Source organism: uncultured Dubosiella sp. (assembly GCF_964018005.1).
Taxonomy (GTDB): Bacteria; Bacillota_I; Bacilli_A; order Erysipelotrichales; family Erysipelotrichaceae; genus Dubosiella; species Dubosiella muris.
In genome coordinates this window covers 27780-50325 of the sequence record NZ_CAXHOA010000007.1, presented here as the reverse complement: position 1 = coordinate 50325, position 22546 = coordinate 27780, and the positions used below count along the sequence as shown (strand labels likewise).

Annotated in this window: 17 protein-coding genes, 1 rRNA gene and 1 pseudogene; 5 read left to right on the top strand and 14 right to left on the bottom strand. The window is 47.2% G+C overall.

Features of this window, described 5'->3' with window-relative positions; genetic code table 11:
* Positions 1 to 1661: 1661 nt before the first annotated feature.
* The 9 genes from ABNS49_RS06440 to lepB all read right to left on the bottom strand — a co-directional run bounded on the left by ABNS49_RS06440 (position 1662) and on the right by lepB (position 13216).
* Entirely contained in the window at positions 1662 to 2648 is a 987-nt protein-coding gene (locus ABNS49_RS06440) for a hypothetical protein (protein WP_302607856.1), read from the bottom strand.
* A gap of 1 nt (position 2649) precedes the next feature.
* On the bottom strand, positions 2650 to 3381 hold the full coding sequence (locus tag ABNS49_RS06435) for a hypothetical protein (RefSeq protein WP_289108353.1): 732 nt from the start codon (positions 3379 to 3381) through the stop codon (positions 2650 to 2652).
* Between the two features lie 17 nt (positions 3382 to 3398).
* Complete coding sequence (locus tag ABNS49_RS06430; protein ID WP_288342324.1) at positions 3399 to 4190, bottom strand: hypothetical protein; 792 nt, start codon at positions 4188 to 4190, stop codon at positions 3399 to 3401.
* Positions 4187 to 4696: a hypothetical protein gene (locus ABNS49_RS06425; protein ID WP_135979161.1), complete on the bottom strand. Its 510-nt coding sequence runs from the start codon at positions 4694 to 4696 to the stop codon at positions 4187 to 4189. Before ABNS49_RS06425 ends, ABNS49_RS06430 begins: the two co-directional genes overlap by 4 nt.
* Positions 4697 to 4699: 3 nt before the next feature.
* Complete coding sequence (locus ABNS49_RS06420) at positions 4700 to 5713, bottom strand: hypothetical protein (protein ID WP_135979162.1); 1014 nt, start codon at positions 5711 to 5713, stop codon at positions 4700 to 4702.
* Positions 5714 to 5734: 21 nt separating this feature from the next.
* Positions 5735 to 6556 carry a class C sortase gene (locus ABNS49_RS06415; protein WP_302607850.1) on the bottom strand — a complete coding sequence of 274 codons (822 nt, stop codon included), beginning with the start codon at positions 6554 to 6556 and terminating at the stop codon, positions 5735 to 5737.
* A 110-nt stretch (positions 6557 to 6666) separates the two neighbouring features.
* The gene (locus tag ABNS49_RS06410; protein WP_302607848.1) at positions 6667 to 8376 is read right to left on the bottom strand and encodes a SpaA isopeptide-forming pilin-related protein; all 1710 of its coding nucleotides are present in this window, start codon (positions 8374 to 8376) and stop codon (positions 6667 to 6669) included.
* A 129-nt stretch (positions 8377 to 8505) separates the two neighbouring features.
* Positions 8506 to 12600 (bottom strand): hypothetical protein, encoded by a 4095-nt coding sequence (locus tag ABNS49_RS06405; protein WP_348688081.1) that lies wholly within the window; start codon positions 12598 to 12600, stop codon positions 8506 to 8508.
* A gap of 25 nt (positions 12601 to 12625) precedes the next feature.
* The gene (lepB, locus tag ABNS49_RS06400; protein WP_135979165.1) at positions 12626 to 13216 is read right to left on the bottom strand and encodes a signal peptidase I; all 591 of its coding nucleotides are present in this window, start codon (positions 13214 to 13216) and stop codon (positions 12626 to 12628) included.
* Between the two features lie 308 nt (positions 13217 to 13524).
* Between lepB and rrf the strand changes: the two genes are divergently transcribed.
* Both rrf and ABNS49_RS06390 read left to right on the top strand, forming a co-directional pair.
* A 5S ribosomal RNA gene (gene rrf, locus ABNS49_RS06395) occupies positions 13525 to 13638 on the top strand.
* A 151-nt stretch (positions 13639 to 13789) separates the two neighbouring features.
* Positions 13790 to 14778, top strand: a pseudogene (locus tag ABNS49_RS06390) (IS30 family transposase).
* Here the strand turns inward: ABNS49_RS06390 and ABNS49_RS06385 are convergent.
* The 3 genes from ABNS49_RS06385 to ABNS49_RS06375 all read right to left on the bottom strand — a co-directional run bounded on the left by ABNS49_RS06385 (position 14770) and on the right by ABNS49_RS06375 (position 17985).
* Entirely contained in the window at positions 14770 to 15375 is a 606-nt protein-coding gene (locus ABNS49_RS06385; protein WP_135979166.1) for a MurR/RpiR family transcriptional regulator, read from the bottom strand. The pseudogene ABNS49_RS06390 and the gene ABNS49_RS06385 sit on opposite strands and share 9 nt — an antisense overlap.
* 98 nt (positions 15376 to 15473) lie before the next feature.
* Entirely contained in the window at positions 15474 to 16820 is a 1347-nt protein-coding gene (locus ABNS49_RS06380; RefSeq protein WP_135979167.1) for an ATP-binding protein, read from the bottom strand.
* Positions 16821 to 16899: 79 nt separating this feature from the next.
* Positions 16900 to 17985: an ATP-dependent 6-phosphofructokinase gene (locus tag ABNS49_RS06375; protein WP_289184025.1), complete on the bottom strand. Its 1086-nt coding sequence runs from the start codon at positions 17983 to 17985 to the stop codon at positions 16900 to 16902.
* 156 nt (positions 17986 to 18141) lie between these two features.
* Here ABNS49_RS06375 and ABNS49_RS06370 point away from each other — a divergent pair, with 156 nt between their 5' ends.
* Both ABNS49_RS06370 and ABNS49_RS06365 read left to right on the top strand, forming a co-directional pair.
* The gene (locus ABNS49_RS06370) at positions 18142 to 18465 is read left to right on the top strand and encodes a PadR family transcriptional regulator (RefSeq protein ID WP_289184024.1); all 324 of its coding nucleotides are present in this window, start codon (positions 18142 to 18144) and stop codon (positions 18463 to 18465) included.
* The gene (locus ABNS49_RS06365; protein ID WP_305153187.1) at positions 18458 to 19372 is read left to right on the top strand and encodes a DUF4097 family beta strand repeat-containing protein; all 915 of its coding nucleotides are present in this window, start codon (positions 18458 to 18460) and stop codon (positions 19370 to 19372) included. The genes ABNS49_RS06370 and ABNS49_RS06365 overlap by 8 nt, the downstream gene beginning before the upstream one ends.
* Before the next feature lie 43 nt (positions 19373 to 19415).
* Here the strand turns inward: ABNS49_RS06365 and ABNS49_RS06360 are convergent, their stop codons facing one another.
* Complete coding sequence (locus ABNS49_RS06360) at positions 19416 to 20396, bottom strand: aldo/keto reductase (protein ID WP_135979170.1); 981 nt, start codon at positions 20394 to 20396, stop codon at positions 19416 to 19418.
* Positions 20397 to 20510: 114 nt separating this feature from the next.
* Here ABNS49_RS06360 and ABNS49_RS06355 point away from each other — a divergent pair, with 114 nt between their 5' ends.
* Positions 20511 to 21287 carry a LysR family transcriptional regulator gene (locus tag ABNS49_RS06355; protein WP_288343407.1) on the top strand — a complete coding sequence of 259 codons (777 nt, stop codon included), beginning with the start codon at positions 20511 to 20513 and terminating at the stop codon, positions 21285 to 21287.
* Between the two features lie 156 nt (positions 21288 to 21443).
* Here the strand turns inward: ABNS49_RS06355 and ABNS49_RS06350 are convergent, their stop codons facing one another.
* Positions 21444 to 22424, bottom strand: coding sequence for a hypothetical protein (locus ABNS49_RS06350; protein WP_348688077.1), 981 nt, complete (start codon positions 22422 to 22424; stop codon positions 21444 to 21446).
* Positions 22425 to 22546 lie beyond the last annotated feature (122 nt).

Genomic DNA, 22546 nt, shown 5'->3' with positions numbered 1-22546 from the left:
TTAGAAGGATCATGACGACTCGGATCTGCGCTCAATCTTGGCGCTTTAATAATCGTAAAATCTTCTCTCTTAATACTATCTTTGTTATTTTTACCCGACTTCAACCATACTTCGGAAAGTGTATAATTTGAATTATAGCCATTTTCATTCGCACTATTATACAATTTGTTCATATAACGCATTTGTGGCTTCAATAAAAATGGCACCGTTTCATCGGCAAACATTTTATATAAAATGCTTTCTGTTTTTACGATTCCCTGAACTGGATCTGAAAAAACAATTCTTGATTTTGGATCTAAGTTTCTTTTTGTCCCATAGGAAAAATTAGGATCAACATTGCTTGGTAGTTGTCCTTTTCTTAAATTCGTATTCCATACAACAAGCGGCTTCTGATTCTGGTAGCTACCTTTACCCGACAAATAATTCTTTAAATCCGTTTCGTTCACTTGTTTATTATAGGCATCCGTCCCAGTACCAGTACCTAGATATTCTTCATTCGTATAATTTATTTTTTCTTTATTATACTCATCCTCCATATTCCCAAGCACCATCGCCGGGAAGTTGTAGTAATGCTGGATGGTAATATCTGGGTTGATGGTCTTATCGGTTGGCAAATTGTACGTTTCCCGCGCTGTGGGTTCCTCTGCCTGTACCGGCATCCCCGACAACAACTGGCTGCCCACCATGCCCGCGCAAAGACTAAGACTTACGAGTTTTTTGAATAGTTTTTTGTGCGTTAAAAATTTTTCCCAATTCATTTTTCTTTCCTCTCTTCTTAAAACTTCCTAAAAAACAAAAAACGCCCTTTTCGGTATGAAAAGAGGCGTAATACCACCGTGATTGCTTTTTGATTCTCCCTATCTTCCCATACTTTCTTTTTCGGTGAAATCAAAACCCAATTTAAAAGACGAAACATTGTCACAAATCATGACGACAACGATTTTTATTTTCTTTGGATCTCTCTTTCCAAAGCAATCAATTTATCGAATTCCGTAACCTTATCATACAAGAAAATATGTTCTATTGTCAAAATTATTTATTATGTCATGTTTTTTATAATACATTTAAAAGATAGGGAATGGAATCAGAGAAAATTGGAAAATAGAGAAAGGAATTTGAATAAAGTTGTGATAAAATAAAACCGAACTCGTGTTTCTTTCGTGGCTGGTTCGGTCGGCTGAGCCGGAGAACCGTAACTCCGTTCACATAGATGCGCAAATTCATTTTGCGCTGGAATCGGAGGTTTATTATGACTGATTTTGAAATAATTTCAATTTTTCTAATGATTCTTGCCATCGTAGTCAATCTACTCGTGGCATTGATGAAGGAGCATAATAAAAACAGCCACGGCAATAGTTTGGAAGACTAAGCGGCTGTTTTTATTGCCTCGATAAATCCGAACCATTCATTGAATGAAGCACTGGTTCTTTTTACATCTTCATTATACGGCGCCCTTTTTCAAAACGCAACATCCGGCTCGGTTTTGTGTTCTTTTGGACAAAATAAAAACAGCCACATAAATAGTTTTGTTTGGACGACTAGTTGGCTGTTTTTATTCCCAATTAAAATCCGAACCATTCATTGAATGAGTTCATGGCTGTTTTTACATACCCATTATACCGCGCCATTTCTTCATACACAATGAAAAAAGCCTAGACGCGCTAGGCTTTTGGAACCACCGGCAAATTGCGGTTGTCGTTGTCGTCATCCGGCTTGTTTCGTTCCTCTTCTTCTTTCTTTTTCTTTTGAATCAGGAAATACACAAGGCCTCCAATGAGCACGAGCGCCAGCGCGCCAAGACCCACGATCCACGGCCAGGAAACGGTCGATTTTTTCGTTTGCTGTCCGTTGTCGCTGTTTTCCGGTCCGGCCAATGGCACATCCGGATCATCCAAGTCGATGATTTCCTGCGGCGGTGTCGGCGTAGTCTGCTCCTGCTGTCCTTCGTCGCCGCCTGGAGTCGTCGTTTGCTCGTTAGCCGGCAATGTTTGCGTTTGGGTTTCCTCCTCCGGTGTGGTTTGTGGTGTCGTCGTTTGTGGCGGCGTCGCTTGCGGTGTCGTTTGCGCCGGCTCTTCCTCATTCGTTGTTGGCGTTGTTGTCTGCGTCGTCGCGACCGGTGTGTACACGAACGTGAACTCGTTGTCGGCCGCGTTGCTCGACAGCGTGCGCACCAAATTATACGCCTGCGGCTGGTAGCCCTCGATATAGCGGAACCCCACGACCGGACGATCGCCCACGTTGCCAAAATACTCCACGCTGTCGGCCAGCGTGTTGCCCGCCTGGTCCACATAGCTGACGCGGTACGTCGTGCCGTTGCCCTTCACGCCATACACGACGACATAGTCCATGTCCCGGTCGGCGATGGCAGGAAGCGGTTGTACGGACGTCGCGTTATCCTTGCCACTCTCCTTAAAGCCTTTCACATAGTATTTCTCGTTGTCCAGACGCACGTTGTTCATATCAAAATAGTCCGAAACCGGCTGTCCGGCCCGCACCGTCTTTTCCACGATCAATTCGTCGCCATTGAGGGCGCTGCCCTGCATGCCCGAGTAAATGCGGATCGTGTACGTGTATTCCTCCTGCGCCTGCACCGGAAGACCCAGCAGGAAAACCAGGCCAAGCATCCAAATCGCTTTCAATCCTCGCATGCTATTTCGCCTCCCTGTTCTTCTTCCAGCCAAACAGCGCCAGACAAAGCAGGATCACGCCGCTCGCGCCACTCAACACGAGCCACGGCACTTTGGCCGCGTACGCCGACGTGTCCACCGAACGCGTCGTGCGACCAGTCGAAGAGCTTGGCCGCGCGTCGTTCAGCTCCACCGCGAAGCGCATTTCCAAATCGGCCAGCGTCGACTGGTAGTCGTTGCCTTGCGTCTCGCCATCGAGCGCCACTTCCAAATCCACCGTACCCCACTGGTTTTGTTTGAGCGTATCCAAAAAGAAATACTCGTCAAGCGCGTCCGTGGCCGCGTTCAAGCCGACGCCCGCCTTGTTTTCCCCTTCGCCGCCGACGTTTTGCGAGTCGAACAGCACCTGCTCGCGTCCGTTGGCGCCTGTGTATGTCAGCCGGTACGTGTACGCGCCGCCCGAAGCCACGTCCACCGTGTCTTCCAGAGAACGTAGCACATCGTTGCTCATATACCAGTCGGTCGTTTCCTTGTTTTCATTGCGAATGGCGACGTGGATGATCGCGTTGTCGCCAGGCTGCATTTCGTACAGCACGTCGTCGATCGACGCCGTCGAGAAATTGCTCGCCATCTTCTCGTCTTTCGTAAACGAGACGGCCCAGTTGTCCTTGCCCTGCATCGTTTCGGCAAAGACCGGCTCGATCCACAACGAGCCCGCCAGCAAAAGAGAAAGGATCCATTTGCTTTTTTTCATCGTCTTCCTCCCCTTTCTTACGCGCCAAGCGACAGCTGGTCGCCTTGCACTTGCACGCGTTTTCCCCACGAGCTGTGGATCGCGTCCTGCGCGTTGTGTTCCTGCACCGCGTCCACGTTGGCCTCGATACAAAAGCGCAGTTTATCGTACGTGTACGTAATCGTCGTTTTCTTTTTGCCATCCACAACTTCCTCTTTCACGCTCTTGTGCGCCTGGAGTTTGGCATCCACCTTGAACGAGTCGGTCAACGGCTTCGTGTCGCGGTTGTTTGCGTCCGTCCTGAGCAAGTCGCGGTAGTAGTACACTTCGCGCTCCGCGCTCGACGCTTCCGTATCGTGCAGCCACACGTCCTCGTTGATAAAGCGCAAGTCGATGAGCGCCGGCGAAACGGTCGTGATCTTTTTCCCGTTTTCATCCATCCAGTAGCGGGTGACGACGACGCGGACAAACTCGTTGATGTCGCCCGAGTTGCGCACCGTCAGCACTTCCGGATAGCGTTTTCCAATGACGAAAGTTTCGTTTTCCTCCAACAGGCTTTCGAGCAGCTTGCCGTCGTTTTGGTCGTTGTTGTTGGTTTGATCCCATTTTCCGTTGGCGTCGTAGTCGCGATACGAAACGACTTCCCCGTTTTCGAGCAGGGACACGCCGATGCGCGACAACTGCAAACGCGACTGGTACGTGGGCGAGTAGTAGGTGAGGGCGGCTCGCGTGCCCGACACGCCCGTGCCCAGCAACAGGCCGACGGCCATCACGAAAAGCAAGCCGATCACGATGGGTTTGGAAAGAAATGCCGTGATTTTCTTCATCATCCTTCACCTCGCTCGATTTCAATGGTTTTATTCCAGTCGGCTGGCAGCGGTTGGCCTTCCTCGTCAAATTCGACCGGTACCGATTCAGACACGACGATGACGTTGAAGTCCTGAACGACATCGGATGGCGCGTCCTCGATGCCAAACACGATTGGATCGGTCATGTTTTGCCCTTCTTCCGGATAAAGAGGGATAGCGTATTCCCAATACTCCCCGACCTGGTTCCAGTGGTTGGAGCCCGGTCTTGCGTCAATGGCGTACTGGCTGCCACTAAAGACGCGTACGCGCACGTAGACGGGCCGGGAGTCCATGGACAGCTGCACTTGCACGCGTTTGCTGCGCGAGTCGGGCAGCTCTTCGACGATTTCCGTCTCGGCTTGCAAGGTGATTTCCACCGTGCCCGAAGCGGAAGCGTATGTTGTAAAGTAGGCGATGGCGGCGGGCACCGATGCCGTAAGCACGAGTGCGAGCAACGCCGTCAGGCCGATGGTTTTTGTTTTTTTCATCCGTTATCGCCCTCCAAAGTCTTGTTGCGGCTCGTTCGGGCTTTGCCGCTCGTCGTACGTGTAGCGGTTGTTGACCGAACTGCCGTGATGGTCGGTATCGTTGGAATCGTTTTCGAACGCGACGCTGGCCGCAGGCTGGTCGAGCGGGGCGATCGTGACCGTTCGCGTGTCGGTGCCGACGATTTGGTACGAGGCGCCCGAGTACACTTCCCGTACGACGACGGTGGCGCCAATCGGGATACAGTTTTCCAAAACGACCCGTTCCTGTCCGGCGCCGTTCATGACGATCGACTCGACGTTGGAGTACACGAGCGTTTCGCGCGATTCGTCCTCGTACGCCTCGATGGAGAACACGAACGTGGCGGGGCCGTTGTCGTCAAAACGGTCGAGTGTCTTGACGATTTCGAGCGAGCCTTTGCGCGGCTCCTCCTCCACTTTGAGAGTGATCGTGGAATCGTAAATCCATTCGCCGTTGCCGGTCGAGATTTCCCCGTTGATGTTCTCTTTCGTTGGCAGGGAGAACAAGATGGGCGAGAAGTGGTATTCTTTCGTTGGCGACTGGGCGATCGTGTACGTTTCGCCACGCATGTTTTGTTTCGTGTAGTCGGTCAAGTCGTTCCCGTGCGGCACGGCCAAATACAAGCCGTTTGTCAAGTCGAGCTTTTCGTCCATGCCAATGCCGGCGACCGGCTCGATCGCTTCGTTTTCCAAAACGATGTTCATCGCGTTGGAGGCGGCGCGAGTGTATGTCTCGTCGTCGAGTGTGGACAGGTCGAGGGCCGAGAAAGCCGGATCGACTTCGAACGAGTACGTGTCGTACGAAGGATCGGGCACGACGTTTCCTACTTCGTACACGTCGATGACGACATTCGCGTTGACCAGATCGGGAAGCGTGCCGTTTTCAAACGTGACCGCGCATGGCTGGTCGGCTTCCCACGCTTGTATCGTTCCGTGGAGCAGGAGGCTTAGGCCTAAAAGGCCTGCCAGCAAACTTATATTTCGTTTTTTCTTTTTCATTTCGACACCCTTTCCAACTTTCTATTTCACAAACCGGTCTTTCAAGAAGATCCAAGCCATCAGGCCAATGAGCACGACGACCGCGATGCCAATGGCGACCAGATTGCGGTCGAACAAGGACGCGTCCTGCGTCGTCATGTCGTCCGGCAAATTCGCGATGCGATGCCCGCGGATGAGCATGCGGTGCGAGTTGATACCATATGGCGTGCATGTGACAAGCGTCACGAGATCCTCGCCGGGAACGATTTCGAGGTCGTTCACTTCGGCGGGTAAAACCGTGCGGATTTGATCGACCTCGTAGGTGAGCGTTTTTCCGAGCACCCGCAGCATGAACACGTCGCCCTCTTTGAGCTTGACGATGTCGGTAAACAGCTTGGCGGATGGCAGTCCGCGGTGACCGGAAATGACGCAGTGCGTACTGGGCCCTCCGACAGGGAGGGACGACCCTTCGATGTGGCCGATGTTCTTTTGCAGCAAATCCTCGTTGGTTCCGTGGAAGATCGGCAGGTTGATGCTGACGGAAGGAATCACGACCGTGCCCATCAGTCCGTCCTGATTGACATTGAGAGTGCTTTCGTAGCGCTCGTGCATCGCAGCAGTCGGAAAGTACCGGTTGCCTTCTTTCAGCAAATCCTCGTTGTATTTTTGCGCGTCGGCGAACATCAGCTCCAAATCGAGCTCGTTCATCTTCGCGACCGCCTCGTCATACGTCGCCACGGCGCGGGCCGCGTACATATTGTTCCACCAGTTCGCCACCGTCGGATACAACAGCAAGGACAACCCTACCGTGAAAGCCACAATAAGCAGAACTGTCGACCAATTCTTTTTTAAGTAATTTTTCATGTAAGGCTCTCCTCGCCATTGCGAGAGGAGAGGAAATCCTCTCCTCACAATGGCAATTCAATATTGAATTTTCAATTCACATATTGCGTACAGAAGGAAACAATCAACGATTATCCTTCATGTCCCATTCTTTTCTTTGTCACAAGCAGAACTGCCGATCCAACGAGCAGAATACCGCCTGCCACATAGAGCATTGTCGTACCCATACCACCGGTTTCAGGGAGGGTGGTACCTTTCGTATTTTCTACCGTCGTATTTACGGTTCCAGTTGATACAGTACCATCGACAGTTTTTTCGCCAATTTTAATTGAAACACTCTTTAATTCTTTATTTTCTTGAGTCGATGTAATTTCAAATTGAATAGGCGATGTCATTAAGTTGTATCCAGCTGGAGCTTTCGTTTCTTGTAAGGAATAAGTGCCATCTCCAAGACCTTGAATACCAAATGCTCCCTTCTCACCAGAGATCAACAAATATTTATTTCTATCTGTTGCTTCATCAGCAATTTTTCCATTTAAATCTTCATCTGTTAAGACTTCCCAATCAGTTATTTTTTTGTTCGTATCCATTACTGCGTACTCTTTTTGATTATTATTATTCATTCGATAAACAACAAATTCCGCACCAGTTAACGTAGTTGAAGAATCTTCTTTTGCGACTTTTGTTCCATCTAATTCAAAAGAGAATACAATGGCTTTATCTTCAGGCGTTGTTCCTGTCGGAGGCGTTCCTTCACCATCCCAATTTGGATTATTTGAGTAGTTCACAACAACCTTATTTGGATTTCCTGTACTTCCAATAACCGCGTTATTATTTAAAGTTGCTTCGTATGTGATAAAAATATGTTTTCCAGCCGCGTAATTCGGATCCTCGGCTTTGCTATTTTTAATATTTTCATCTGTAAAAGTAAATGTTCTATCTGCGGTTCCAGTTCCTGTTACAATCGAGGCGGTGAACCAATTTGTGATGTCCTCATCGGCGTTTTCACCTTCTGTAACTAAAGTATCATCCTCTGACAAATAAGCCTTAAACACTACTTTCTTATCCGCATCAACAACTGGATCCAGTGCATTAGATGCAGTATCGGAGAATTGCAAGAAATAGGATTCATAGTTCGCTAAAGCGACTTCATCAATCACTTTAGTATGAAGTTTAAATGTGACTTTCTTACCAATGCTAGAATCTGTGGCTTCAGCAAAATCAGTATCCGTTTCGTTTTTAACTGTTTTATCCACAGTCACCTTATCTTTTTTCTCTTTCACTGTAACATTGCCATTTACCGCTAGAATTGCAGGGTTTAAAGAATCTCCACTTTCAACTTTCTTTGTTGTATCGACTATTAAATAGTACCCTTGGCGGACAGTCGTCTTCCCTGGATTAGTAAGCGAAATTGGAGTCCCAGTTTTATTGTCAAAAGCAATTTGAGCTACTTTATTCGCATCTTCCACAGACAAACCATTGAACTTATTCGCCACATCTGCTGCCGTAGAACTTGCGGTTAATCCCCATGCTGGAAACGCTGTGTTCAAATCAGTTATAAAAGCGCTTGAATTGATTCCATTACCCCATTCGATATTACTTAAAACGCCTGTATTCTCAGTTTTTGCAGTTTCTCCTTCACCGGTAGTAACGTCTTCGCGAATCGCATCACCTTTAAAAATCTGGTAAGCCACTAACTCGTGATCCTTAATATCCGCGAATATCTTTGACGTTGGATCTTTTGGAGCTGAAGTTATTTCTTCCGCAAACGCTGGCACCACGGTAAACATCGTCATAACCAATGCGACCAATAGCGCACTCATCTTTTTCAAAGTTTTCATAAATAATTTTCCTTTCTATTTTCTTTTTAAGAAACTTTATATTATGGTAAAACGCAATAACAACATATTGTTTAAACTATCACTCCTTCTCTCCCCTACACTCAATCTGTAAGTTTTGAATCCGTCCCCTTATTTTTTTCTTTTTTTCCACCTTCCCTTTCTTTGTAGTGCCAACGCGTAGAACGACGTTGTCATTACGCTGGCACCTCCTGCTATAAGTGGTGGATCTATACCTGGACTTCCTGTTTCTGGAAGTTGGTAGGTTTTGTTGTTGTACACATATACAAATTTTGCATAATTGCTGCCACTTTCTGGAATCTCTCCGCTTACCGTATATATACCATTAGGAGGATTATCACCAATTGGGAAATTACATCCTGTATAGTTACACGAAGAGACTAATGTGCTAGATTTATCTGCTTCACTAAGTAATTCACGAATAGTAAATCTAGTTCCTAACGGCAAATACTTCACCACGGCATATTGGCCATTTTTTAATTTAATTTCACCTTTACTATGGTACGTGACATTTGATCTTTCTAAATCGACAGTAACTTGTCCTTGATCATCTTTCTCATAGACAGTTAAAGCATAATCGTCATTTAAACCATTTCCTTCTTTATCAGAAAGTTCTACTTCAAAAGTGTATTCTTTTTCTGGATCTGGATCATTTGACTGTTTTTCTATTGTTAATTCTCCGGTTTTATTTTCTGGAATATCAAATGATACTTCCGGCAGCGTATACTCAATATAACAAGTCGATCCTGACTGCCCTCTTTCTAAATAATAGACAGTCAAAGTATGTTTTCCTGTTGGAAGTTCTTTTCCTGCTGCCACTGAATAGGCTTTTCGAATATCTAATTCTGCTCCAAGAGTCTGGTGAACACCACCTAAATCGCAAAGTAAATAACCATCAAGAAAAACCCACATATCATCATCGCCAAAAAAGAAATATTCTAAAGGACCTTTATAATTTTCATCTAAATTAAAATTAACATCATACCTCATTCCAAAAACCATATTGTGGTCTTGGCCATCATCAGTATCGTAAAGTGAAACATTATTTCGATTCTTTCCATCAGCATCTGCTGTATACATTTTTTTTGTAGTAGGCCCTCCATGATTTTTACTGATGTCATATTTATCTAAAGGCCAGAAACTATTATATTGAAAATACACTTTATGATCCCACGATTCGGTTGAATTAAATGTGTCTAAAGTATCTTTAGTATATTGATTTGGTCCCGTAACTCCATATAACCGATAAGTATCTCCTGTACGATGGAACTTTAAACTACCTTTCAAAGGGTCAGTTTTACCTTCTGCATCTCCATCAAAAAATAAATTAGGAGCATTTACGTTATAATGTATTTTACGCGTTACTGTTTTCTCTCCAGTTTCGGGGTTAATACTTTCTATTTCATCTTGTTTATTCCCTACTATCCCAAAAACAGGATGAGACTTTACTACTCTATCTATCTCTTGAGTAATTTCTGTTCCATCAGTTTTTTTATAGGTCTTATAAATTTTTTCGCTATAGTCTCCCGCTGATTGATTGATGTTTTTTCCATTCTTATTTAAATCATTAGCATGTCCTAACGGTTCACTAATATGTTTGTTTCCAAAAATTAAGGTTGAGTTGGACGTGTTAGAATAATTGCCTTGATTATTAATCCCTATATTTTTATTTCCAAGTTTTATATTCCCGTCTTTATCAAAGAAATCATAATCCCAAAAAGTAGTAGGTGAACTAGTATCAGTCTTTACTTCTGTAAAAATCAATCGAATCACTGTATTATCAGTAATCAGCACATACTTACCTTGCGGATTTGAATTTTCATCATACAAATCATCATGATTACTATAATTTGTAAAATGCACATCATTCCAATTAGTAAATTCATACCAATCATTTTTATCTACACTTTCCGCATTCTTTCCATCTTTCAATATCCAGATTTTTTCAGGTGTATAGCTGGAGATACCATCTAACTTATTAAAATATTTCAAACTTGGTGCTTGATGATAATGATATTCAGTAGATGAATATAAAATCTCTGGTTCCGGACTTAAATACTGAATGAATTTATTTAAATATTCACCATCTTTCCCTTTTTTATAATCATTAAATTTTATGTTTTTTCCAGAAAATGCACTTGGAATCCCATCCGACATATCAATTACTTGAAAAGTGTTCTTTTGCCTATCCAATACTGGTTGCGCATAATCTGTCTCATCAGCCTCTTTGTTTTTATATAATCTTCCATAAATCTGCACCTTAAACTCTGGGTTTGGCGTTTTATTGACAATCGTTCCCAATGGTTCATCCGCATTCAAAACCGTAATAATCGACTCCCCATCGTACGCGTCATTGATCAACAACGAGTCGTTGGTCTGCACTGTCGCCATCGGCATTGACATGGTCTGGATCGTTGCCTGTTCCGGTTGTTGTACTTCTTCCTCCGGGTTTGTTTCTTCTTTTGTTGTGTTTGTTCCCTCCACCAGATTGGCCGGGACTTCCGTGCCTGGTTGTACGACTTGCAAATAGTAGCCAACTTCCGCTTCCGGGGCGGCGTCCGGGAACTCCTGATCGACATCGCAGTTGTCCACAAACTTTTTCGTCGGCGTCAGCTCCGCATCGAACTTCTGGTCGCCCAGGTCGATTTCCTGATCGTCCACAAAGAAACGTAGTTTATAGAACGAGAGGTCCAGCAGGTTTTCCTCGTCCATCTGCTCTTTGAGCTGTTCGATCTCCTCCTGATCTTCCTCGGTCGTCTGTTCCTCGATCTTCTCGAGTTTTACGGTTGGAATCGGTTTCTCCCTTTGTTCTTCCTGTTGTTTTTCGTTGTCCTGCGCGATTTGGTCGAGCTCTTCTTTCGTCCGCTCGTTTTCCTCGTCGATTTTGTCCTGCACGTTTTCCTGTTCCAGCAGCGAGTACTGTTTGATGTGCAAGCCTTGTTCCTCGTCTTCTTCGACTGGTTCGTTTGTTTTTTCTTCCTCTTTTGGCTGTTCCTCTTCCTTTTCATCGTCAAAGACGCGTGGTTTCAGCACGAGAGTGAAATCCTCGGTTTCAATGTCGAACTGTTCGGGAAGCTGGTAGTCGATGACCGGCTTGTCTTCTTTCTCTTCCTTGTTTTCGTCGTCTTTTGGTTGTTCTTCCTCTTGGTCGACTGGTTTTTGTTCCTCTTCCTCACTGTTTGGTTCGTCGTCCTCGACCGGCGGTTGCTGTTCCCCGATTTCGTTTTTGATTTCGACATACGCGTTCGTTTCGTAGTCTTTTTCATCGAGGGTGATTTCCTTCACCTGCCCGTTCAGATCGCCGACGATGACTTTCTTGTATTCGAGGTCGGTGATAATGCCGACATAATTTTTGATTTCCTTGTCGGGAATGTTTTCATCTTTCTGGTCTTTGATAAAGATGAGATCGCCGTTTTTTGGCTCGTAGTCTTCCGAAGCGAACAGTTTCTTTTCGGTCAAATCCTTGATCCACTCGTTCCAGTCGTGGCCGTACGGAATTTGCTCGTTTTTGATGCCGGCGTATTTGAGAACGAACGACGTGAACATGACGTTCCAGTCCTCGTATGGTTTGCCATACCAGTCACCGTAGCGGGTGTAGTAGTGTTCCGCGCCATCCTCGTCGATTTCAAAGTTGTCTTTGACTTCCTTGTAGTCTTTTTGAGACTTGGCGATTTGCGCGACGCGGTCGGCCGTTTTTTCTTCCAGTTTGGCCGGAATGGAATGTTCCCACTCCTCTTTCGTCTCCTTGTCGTCCTTGTTGGACTCGCACTGTCTAGTGTGGGTGTGGGCTTCTTTGCCGCAAACGAGCTCGGTCGTCCAGAAGCATTTCTCGCTGTGGGTATGGCCTTCCACCGCTTCTTTTTCCTCTTTCTGGCAGACGAGTTTCTTTTGTTCCTCATAGCACTCGTCGGTGTGCTCGTGGTCCTGGTCGCATGTCAAAACAGTTTCGACTTCGTAGCAGTCGTCCGTGTGCGTGTGGCCTTCGACGGCTTCAGTTTCTTCCAGACCGCACTGGGGCTCGTCCTGGCTTTCGTAGCATTCGTCGATGTGCTCGTGCTCTTCCTTGCCGCAATAGTACACGATGTCGTCACGTTCCATCGTGACGGCGGGCAGGATGAGGGCGTATGTCGTGCAGAAGACGACGACGCAGCTCAAAATGGATACGAAACGATGCCATACGCGTTTTTGTTGTCGTTTGTTGTTCATGGTCTGGTTTCCCCTTTCTTGTGGTTTATACGCCGCCGATGGACGTGAGCGGCCAAAGCTTCATCGTCAGCTTGCCGATGATTTGCTCTTCGGCGATCGGTCCAATCGACTTCTTTCTTGAATCCATGGAAACGCTGCGGTGGTCGCCCATGACGAACCAGCGGTCTTCGGGTACCTGGTATGGATACTCGATGTCCGTTTCGCCGAGCGCTTTTTCCTGCAAATATGGTTCCTGCAATTCCTCCCCGTTGACGTACACGGTGCCATCGTCTTCGATGTACACCCAGTCGCCCGGGCCGGCGATAACCCTTTTTACTAAAACTTTGTTGTTATAGTAGAACGCAATAACATCTCCTGTTTTGAAGCCGCTTCCCTTGAGCGACAAAACGATTTCCCCTTCGTTAAGGGTGGGTGTCATGCTGTTGCCGTAAATTTGAAGGACCGGCATCCACATTGTCGCGGCCAGGACCGCGAAAGCGGCGACAACGATGAGCACGGCAATCGTGCTGCGTAAAGTCGCTTTGTATTTTTGATTGTGGCGAACCCGATCCCTCTCCTGGATTAAAAGCGCAAGTGACGGCATGGAAACCTCGACCCCCTGTTTCCGCGTCCTCATCGCTTTGGTCCTCTCGTCTTGCTTTCTTTTACTTTCCTGTTTCCCATTTTTGTCATAGATACCCTTTCTTATAAGTATATATAACTTTCAAAATCTTCTGTAATTTAGTACAATTATAATACTCTCTTTTGAAACAAGATGTCAACGTTTAGTTTCACGATTATATTGTATTAATAATTATAGTACATTTCATTTTTCCTCTCTTTATGTCGCCTTTTCTTTTCATCTTTAACGGTTTCTCAAGCGAAAAAAAATTTCTTCAAAAAAAGCTTGCGTTTTGTCTTCTCTTCGTGTAAATTAATAGAGGATTTAGTGATGATAGCGAAGAGGAAATACCTGTTCTCGTACCGAACACAGAAGTCAAGCTCTTCTGCGCCGACGATAGTTGGCTTCGCGCCTGCGAAAATAGGACGTTGCTAAGTCCTTTTTTTTATGCTTGGAGCCGATGCCTTCGGGCATCTTTTTTTCGGCCTTGAATTTACACTTTAAGTGCAACACTAAAAAAAGTGGAACATAGAAGCACCCATGATACACTAATGGTGACCAAACCAAATGAATCAGGAGGGCATATCTATGAACCACTACACTCATCTTACTATAGAAGAGCGAGAAGAGATACTAAAATATTCATTCTTAGGTTTCTCGATCTGTAAGATTGCGAAAATACTCCACCGAAATAAATCAACGATTTCCAGAGAATTGAAAAGAAATGCTTCCCAAGGCAAATACAGTCCTTCGATGGCCCAATCAGAGTATTCGAAAAGACGAACACATTGTGGAAGAAAGAAAATATTGAATGACCCTGTTCGCTATGAATGGGTACGTAACTGCTTCTTGGATCATCAATGGTCCCCTGAAGAAATCGCTGAAGATTAGAGTACGAAAAAGCGGATTGGTCAATCAGTCATAATACGATCTATAGAGCGATCTATGCCGGCTTGTTTGATGAAAAGAATCTCTCTCATGGCAATCGAGGAGCTATTCGAAAGCTAAGACATAGAGGAAAATCAAGGCATACGAAGGACTATATCGAAAAACGAGGAAAGATCCAGATCAGCAATGAATTAAAAGATCGTCCTGAAGAAGCCAATAATCGCTCACGACTTGGCGATTGGGAGGGAGATACAGTAGCTGGAGCGACCGGAAAAGCCTGTCTTGTGACATATGTTGATAGAAAGAGCAGATTTCTAAAATGCATGAAGATAGCCAAGAAGAAAAGCGACCTGGTAAAAGAAGCGACCATTCAACTTCTAAAAGAGGAGCCACTCTGCACGATTACCCCGGATCGAGGAAAAGAGTTTACTGCGCATCCGGATATAACGGAAGAACTGAATCAAGTCCAATTTTATTTTCCGCTTCCACGACATCCATGGGATAGAGGAACAAACGAAAATACAAATGGTCTTTTGAGAGAATACTTTCCGAAAGGAAAAGATCTCACCGATATACCAGAAGAGTACATCCAAGAAAAAGTAGATGAACTGAACAAACGGCCTAGAAAATGTTTAGGCTACAAAACACCATATGAAGTGTATTATTCGGAAACGTTGCACTTAATTTGACAATTCAAGGCATAAAAAGCCACCTTCCATCGTCACAAGTAGCGCGACAGACTGATTGCCAAGATAGAGGGCCACTTCCATCTGCTCCTGCAAATCGAGGCTCGTTTCGACGATTTTCCCCATTCGTGCCATGCGCGATTGAATGTGCAAGCCAATGACGCTTGCAAACTCAAGGCCGAACACCGCGATCCGGTCCGCCTCTTTCATCCACGTGCAAATCCGGTCCATCTGCTCAACGTCCACCGTCTCGAACGCGTTTTGGATATTTTGAATGGATTGCTCGGTAAAACGGGAATAAATCGGTAGCAAGTCCTCTTTTTTCGCCCGTTTCACTTCCAAAGAATAATCGGTTTCAATGCCAAGCGATTTTTCGCAAGACCTTTTAAACTCTGTAAATCCCGAATACCCTAAAAGACGTACAAAACGGGAGATAGAGGCACAGGATACAAAGCATATATCTGCCACGTCCTGAATTGTCATCGCCGGAAGCTCATCAAAGTGATTGAGCATCGTTTTCGCAATCATATAATTCGCGTCTTTTTGATAATTTTCGTTCATTAGATGCAATAGCTGATTCAATACAAATGGATTATTCATTCTGATTCCTTTCCCAAATTAAAAAGACATTTATTGTGACATTTATTGTGACATTTATTGTGACATTTTCGTTCACCTTATCATGATCCGGGCCGTTTCTAAATTTTATCCATATGAATTTCCCAATATCCATTTTTCTTACTGCCCACACGATGGATGATTCCTTTTTCTCGCAGTTGTTTTACGTGTCGTGCAATCGTCCTATCCGTCATATTCAATTTTTCCCTTAACACTTCTCTTGTATATCCCGGATCTTCTATTAATAAATCCAGTATAGCTTGTTGTGTTTTACTTAGAGACTTTGGCAATTCCATTCGATTGATTGGCTTCCGCACCACTTGCTCCTCCGATGCGGTAAATTCAATCATAATATCCTGCGGCTTCACAAAATATTTAGGGGCCGGCGCTTCGTTTTGAGCGCATGCCAACTGGATTTTTTCCACGCCGCGTCCCCAGCTTTCAATAAATCCGGCAATATGAAATACATTCGCAAGTTTCGGGTTATATGGCCTGGAAGCGTGTTTTCCCAACAAATCATCCATTGTCCAATGTTCCGGAAGACAACCTACGTTGGCGATATACACCCGGTCCTCGTACACGCTGACCTGAATCGGGATGCATGACTGATATTGTTTATGGACAATCGCGTTTAACAACGCTTCTCGCAGCGCTTCTTTCGGTACAAAATACCGTTCGATGCGCTGTATGCCTTCATACGTGATTTTCGCCCGCATGTACTTGAGATAGACGAGCTCCATGATCCGGTCGACAATCGTGATCAGCGGGCCGTGCACCTCGTCCTGATACAGCAAGTCCGCGTCCGTTTCGAAATAGCCGATTTTCACATACGCACCCGCCATCCATTGTTCGGGCTTTTTGGCGAACAAAAGCATCGCAGCGTTTGTCAAATAGCTGCCATGAGTCAAATGGAGCTTTTCCAGCAAAACCGCTTTCGGCTCATCCAAAAGTTTTGGCTCGATCCGGCCGCTTTTGGAAGCGAGTTCCTTGAAACAGGCAATCGCCTCGTCGTCGACATCGTCCATCGTGAACACCGGAAACGCCATGTTGTCCCAAGTGATGCCTCGCTTTCGCAAAAGAAATGCTTCCAGAGCTGGGCCAGTCAACACCTGCTTCGTGCTTCCGCTTCGAATGTAGTAGATGCCTTTGCACGAAATCCCGACCGGATAAGGCGGAACGACGATTTCAATATATTCCAATCCGTTTTCTTCATACACATTGACATCAACGAGGATCCCCATCGCATCCCGTACTTTGTTTGGAATGTCCTCCAGCAGCTTTTTCACGTCGCGTACGCCAACCACGTTTCCCGCATCGTCGCGGCCAATCACCAGCCTGCCGCCCTCCGCATTCGCGAAGCCGCAAATCCACTCCAAATATTTATCGTGCCATTTTTCTTTCCATTCTATGTTTTGTGTTTCCATCATTCCAACCCCTTGTCTTTTCAATGATTTTAACATATTTCTGAACCAGAAAATAAAAAAGCCCGATTTCTCGAGCTTTTCGCTAGTCACCAAAGCTAATGCCAATTAATTTCGCCTCGCCAATGATGCTGGAGTTTGGATCCACGAGCTTTAGCTTTCCGGCCGCTTCCTTCAATGGCACTTTCACCATTTCCCGGTTTTTATAGGCGACCATGTAGCCGTATTCGCCTTTGACGATCATCCGGCCGCCCGCCGCGCCAACACGGCTGGCAAACACCCGGTCGTAAGCGTCCGGCGCGCCGCCACGCTGCGTATGGCCAGGCACTGTGACCCGCACTTCCCGACCGGTTCGCTCTTCGATTTGAGCCGCCAGCTCGTAGGAAACCGAAGGATACGGGGAGTTTTTCAGTTTTTCCTTGTATTCTTTTTTCGTCAGCTTGGCGTCCTCTTTCGAGATCGCGCCTTCCGCGACCGCCAAAATCATAAACCGGCCGCCATTTAAGTTCGTCGTTTTTTTGTTTTCGATGACGTCGATGATCTTATCCAAATCGTACGGGATTTCCGGCAGCAAAATGATATCCGCGCCGCCCGCGATGCCCGCGTTCAACGGCAGCCAGCCGGTTTTGTGACCCATGATCTCCACGATAAACACGCGGCCGTGGCTGCTGGCCGTCGTGTGGATCTCGTCAATGGCGCGCGTCGCGATATCGACCGCCGACTGGAATCCGAACGTCATGTCCGTTCCCCACAAGTCGTTGTCGATTGTTTTCGGCATCGCCACCACGTTGAGTCCTTCTTCCGACAACAAGTTGGCCGTCTTGATCGAGCCGTTGCCGCCCAGCACGACAAGGCAATCCAAATCGAGCTGCTTGTACGTGTGCTTCATCGCCTTGACTTTGTCAATGCCGTTTTCATCCGGTTTGTGAATTTTTTTGAACGGCACGCGGCTCGTTCCTAAAATCGTCCCGCCAATCGTCAGGATCCCATTAAAATCCGACTGCTGCAAGACGCGGTATTTTCCATACATCAATCCTTTGTATCCATCCTCGAATCCATAAAATTCCACCGGCTCGTCGGCCGCGTGGCGCACAGACTTGTAGATGGCGCGCATCGTGGCGTTGAGCGCCTGACAGTCGCCGCCACTTGTGAGCATTCCTATTTTTAACATACGTCTGTTCCTCCTTCTTTTCATTATAGTCTTCTCCTGCCGTAAAACGAATCTTTTTGACATTTTTAAAAATTTCTATATATTTTTCGTTTATATATAGATTTTCTATATATCATGCGTTATACTAGGATCATCAAAGAAAGGAGGCGACTGGATATGCGCTTTCCGCTTCCCGCGCCTTTGCTTGAGTTTTTGATCCTCGCCTCGCTGGAAAACGAGGACTCGTACGGCTATGAAATTTGCCAGACGATCAAAACCATTCAAGCCATTAAAGAACCTGTGCTGTATCCGATTTTAAAAAAGCTTCAAAACGAAAACCAAATCGACAGCTATGAAAAAATCATTCGCAACCGCCGCCGCAAATACTACGCCCTGACCGAAGCCGGCCGAAACGAGCTGGCCGCCATGCGCCAGGACTGGCAGCTCTACGTCGACGGCATCGACAAAATCATTCAGCCAAAAGGAGAAACCCATGCGTAACGACTATTACGAACAACTCAAATCCCGTCTGCTTCTTCGCCACAGCGCAGAAGAGGTCGAGGACATGATCGCCTATTTACAGGAAGCCGCCGAAGACTCCGGCCTGTCCGAGGAAGACTATCTCGCCTCGCTTGGCCCGATCGAGGAAGTGGCCGCCTACTTCGAAGGCGAAGAACCGAAAGAAACCAAAACGCCTCCGATTCCAAATCCAGACAAAGCCGCGGCTAGCACCGGCTTTGAAACGCTGAAAAACGTGCTCGTCTCGATTCCAAACGGATCGCTCAAGCTTTCGTGCTCAGAGAATCCAGGCATCGTCTGCACCGAAGGGGAAAACGCCATCAACATCCGGTTTGAAGAAACAAAACTTGTCGTTTCGGCCAAACCGCAAGCAAAACTCGGCTTGTTCAACCGCAAATATCCAAATATCGCCCTGGAGATCGTGCTGCCCGACAAGTGCGTGCTCGAAACGCTGGAAGTCCACACCGTCAACGCCAACGCCCACCTTCACCACATGCTGGCAAACCGGGCCGCGTTTGAAACCGTCAACGGCGACTTCACGATTGGCGAATCGTCGTTTGGCACGACCCGCGCCTCCGCCGTCAACGGCGACATCCGTTTCGCCAACGCCAATCTTGGACGCGTCAAAATCGACACCGTCAATGGTGATCTCGCTCTCAAAGCCTGCGCGGTGACGGAAGGAAAAATCGACACGGTCAACGGCAAGCTCTCTCTCGATATGGAAACGGACGCCACGATCAAGGCCGAAACCGTGTGCGCGAAAATCGTTTCCGACACGGGGTTCGTTTATTCCGGCGTGCCGGGCACCAAGCTGAAACAGCCCGGCAGCCATCCCGACCATATGCTGAAAATTTCCTCGGTGGGTGGAAAGATCCACTTCGCCCGTTAACCAAAAAAGGAACGATCCTTCTCCTTCGATCGTTCCTTTTCTCTTATTCCATGAACTCGACGATTCCTCGATGCCCATGCACATCGAGGGTGTCTAACGCGGCATCGAGCGTCTCGAACTCCTCGTCCGTCAACGCCACATCGGCCGCGCCCAGATTTTCCAAAATTCGTTCCTGATTTTTCGATCCCGGGATTGGCACGATGTGAGGGGCTTTTTTCAGCATCCACGCCATTGAAATTTGCGCCGGCGTCGCGTCCTTTTTCGCGGCAAGCGCCTCGATCAGCGCGAGCACCGGCCGGTTACCGTCCAGATTTTCCTGACGCATTTGCGGAACCCAGCTGCGCACGTCGTCCACCGTTTCGAACTGCGATTCCGATTGTACCTTTCCTGAAAGATACCCGCTGGCGACCGGTGAAAACGGCACGAGCCCGATCCCGTGCGCCAGACAATACGGAATGACTCTTTTTTCGCAATCGCGCTCCAGCATGTTGTACAGGTTTTGCACGGCGCTCAGCGGACAAACGCGATGGGCACGCTCAATCGTATCCACCTCGACTTGCGACAATCCCCAGCCACGAATCAAACCTTCGTCGATAAGCTTCTTCATCACCGCGGCTACTTTTTCAACCGGCACATGGCGGTTGACGCGATGCCAGTAATACAAGTCCACATAACGGGTGCGCAGTCGTTTCAGGGAAGCGGCCAAATGCCGGCGGATTATCGCTTCCACGTCCCCTTCCTGTTCAAGTTCCTCGTTCGTAATCGTGATCTTGGTGGCGATGACGACTTGCCCGCGCACCGGCTCGAGCGCCTCGCCGACTAGCTCCTCGTTGTGCCCCGGATACCGCTGCTGATGGCCATACACTTCGGCGGTGTCAAAAAAGGTACAGCCATTGGCAAACGCTTTTCGAATCGCCTCCACGCTGTATTCGTGTTCCGGAATGACGCCATAGCCATGCGACAGTCCCATGCATCCCATTCCGATAGCGGAAACCTCGATTTGTCCCAGCTTTCTTTTTTCCATTTTTCATCCCTCTTTTCCTGCTTTTATTGTGCAGAAAGCCGAAAATTTTGTACAATGCATATAAACAAAGCCACTATGCGCGCCATGAATAGCGAAAAGAAGGAGGGGTCTTCCATGTTTACATTGGAACAACTGGAGCAGTTGCTTGCTGTCGAACGCGATCAAACGCTGTCGCGCGCCGCCCGCAGCCTGGCCGTCTCCCAGCCTACTTTGACCCGGTCGATGCAGGCGCTGGAGCGCGCGCTGGGCGTCCCGTTGTTTTCGCGCACGAAAAACCAAATCATCCTCAACGAAGCCGGAAAAAAGACGGCCGCGTTCGCGCGGGATGTGCTCAAACAATGCGAACAGTTTCAAAACGAGCTGGCCGACACGCCGATTCGAATCGGATCCCTGGCTCCCATGCCGCTGGAACACTTGCGTAACCAAATCCGGCAAGCCAATCCGCGCCGCGCCGTGGAAGCAAAGATGGCGGACGGCAACACCTTGCTTCGCGGACTCGAGGAAGGTAGTTTCGATCAAATCATTTTGGACGCCTGGCCGCGAACCAAACGCTTTTCATGCAAAGTGTTCGAAACCGAAACGTTGTTCATCCTCGTAAAACAAGGCCATCGTTTCTGGAACCGGCAAACAATCGACTTTGAAACATTGAACGGGGAAACGATGCTGCTGAACACGCAAATTGGAAGCTGGGAATCTTTGGTACGTGAAAAAATGCCCGACTCCACCTTTTTGATGCAGACGGACTTGCAGGCGCTCAATGTCGTGCGTCGCCACTCCAGCCTGCCCAGCTTCGTTTCCAACTTCACCCCGTATACACTGGCGTCAAACGAGCGGATGATCCCGCTTGTCGATTCCGAAGCGACGAAAACCTTCCTCCTCGTTACACGCTAAAAAAAAGGGGGGGAGTAGAAGCATCTTTCTAAAAAGACTGATTTTCTATTTCAAACGCATGAAAGTGGAAGAGTCGAATCCCTTCCACTTTCACAAAATGCATACCCGTTTTTTGGAAGAAGCAAACTTTGAACGCTTCATTTTATAGTTGGATGATCAACTCACAAGATATGGAAGCACAATCGCGCGTAATTCCCCGTCGTATCCGAGCAGGTCGCACGCTTGTTCGGCGGTAAGCCCTTGTTTGGCCATAAGCCGTTGGGCCGAGATCACAAATTGGGAAATCATAGAGTTTCGTTCTTTGTTCCACTCTTTTTCCTTTTTCTCAAATTTCAAATAAGCTTTTTCTTCAATATAGTCGATCACACTCCGCATCGTGATCCCTCCTTTCTTTCGCTCGTATAAATCAAATTGTTCCAAATACACATACAGCGCCTCGGTCAGCTTCCTGTCATTGGAAAAAGCCGCCAGCGTCATCAGCGTCTCCTCCACATGCTCGATTTTCCATTGTTTTGGAGGTTCGTACATCGGATGGTCCGGATCCTTCTTCCGGCTGCGCCGGATTTGCGCGCAATAGTCCGCGATGATCCGAAAATCACTTCGAATCGACGCGATTTTCTCCTCGCTCCACCACGCGATGTTTTCTAAATTCATTGTATAACCGGAAACGAAGGGTTTCAAGAAGGGCGTCTTCTCAAGCCGGGTCAAATCATCCAGGGATTTGGCGTTCCAGGCATCGTCGCCATAATGCAGAACAAATATGACACACGGAATAAAACGGGAAAGAGGGATCTCGAATGGAGCTTTCGATTTGTGAAGGATCTGGCTTCGCTGCCAAAAGTAGAGGGTGTCGCCATAGCCTAAGGCGCGTATAGGCATCGTCCAGTCGCGCCAAATCTGGTTTTCAAAGCAGACGATAAAAAGCGGGTTTCCTTGTTTGTCGAGAATCATGGCGCAAACGTCGCGGTACAAGTCATGAAGGGAGTCGTCGAATACAAAATGGCTGGGGATGTCAAGATAGCGGATCTGATTCGAAGAAATGATGGGCGCGTTGTGAAACAAAAGCAGGTTCACAAGAGAGGCGAACACATCGGGGACGCGAAGAAGCGCCTTTTGGGTGATGTCTTTGTTGGACATGAATAAGAAATTCCTTTCTATTTAGGATTTCCATGGAAAGATCGTTTTGGGATGACCCGTCGAAAGACGGGGTTGAAATATTTCATCCCGATTATAACAATTTCCCCCTAAAACGCAAACAA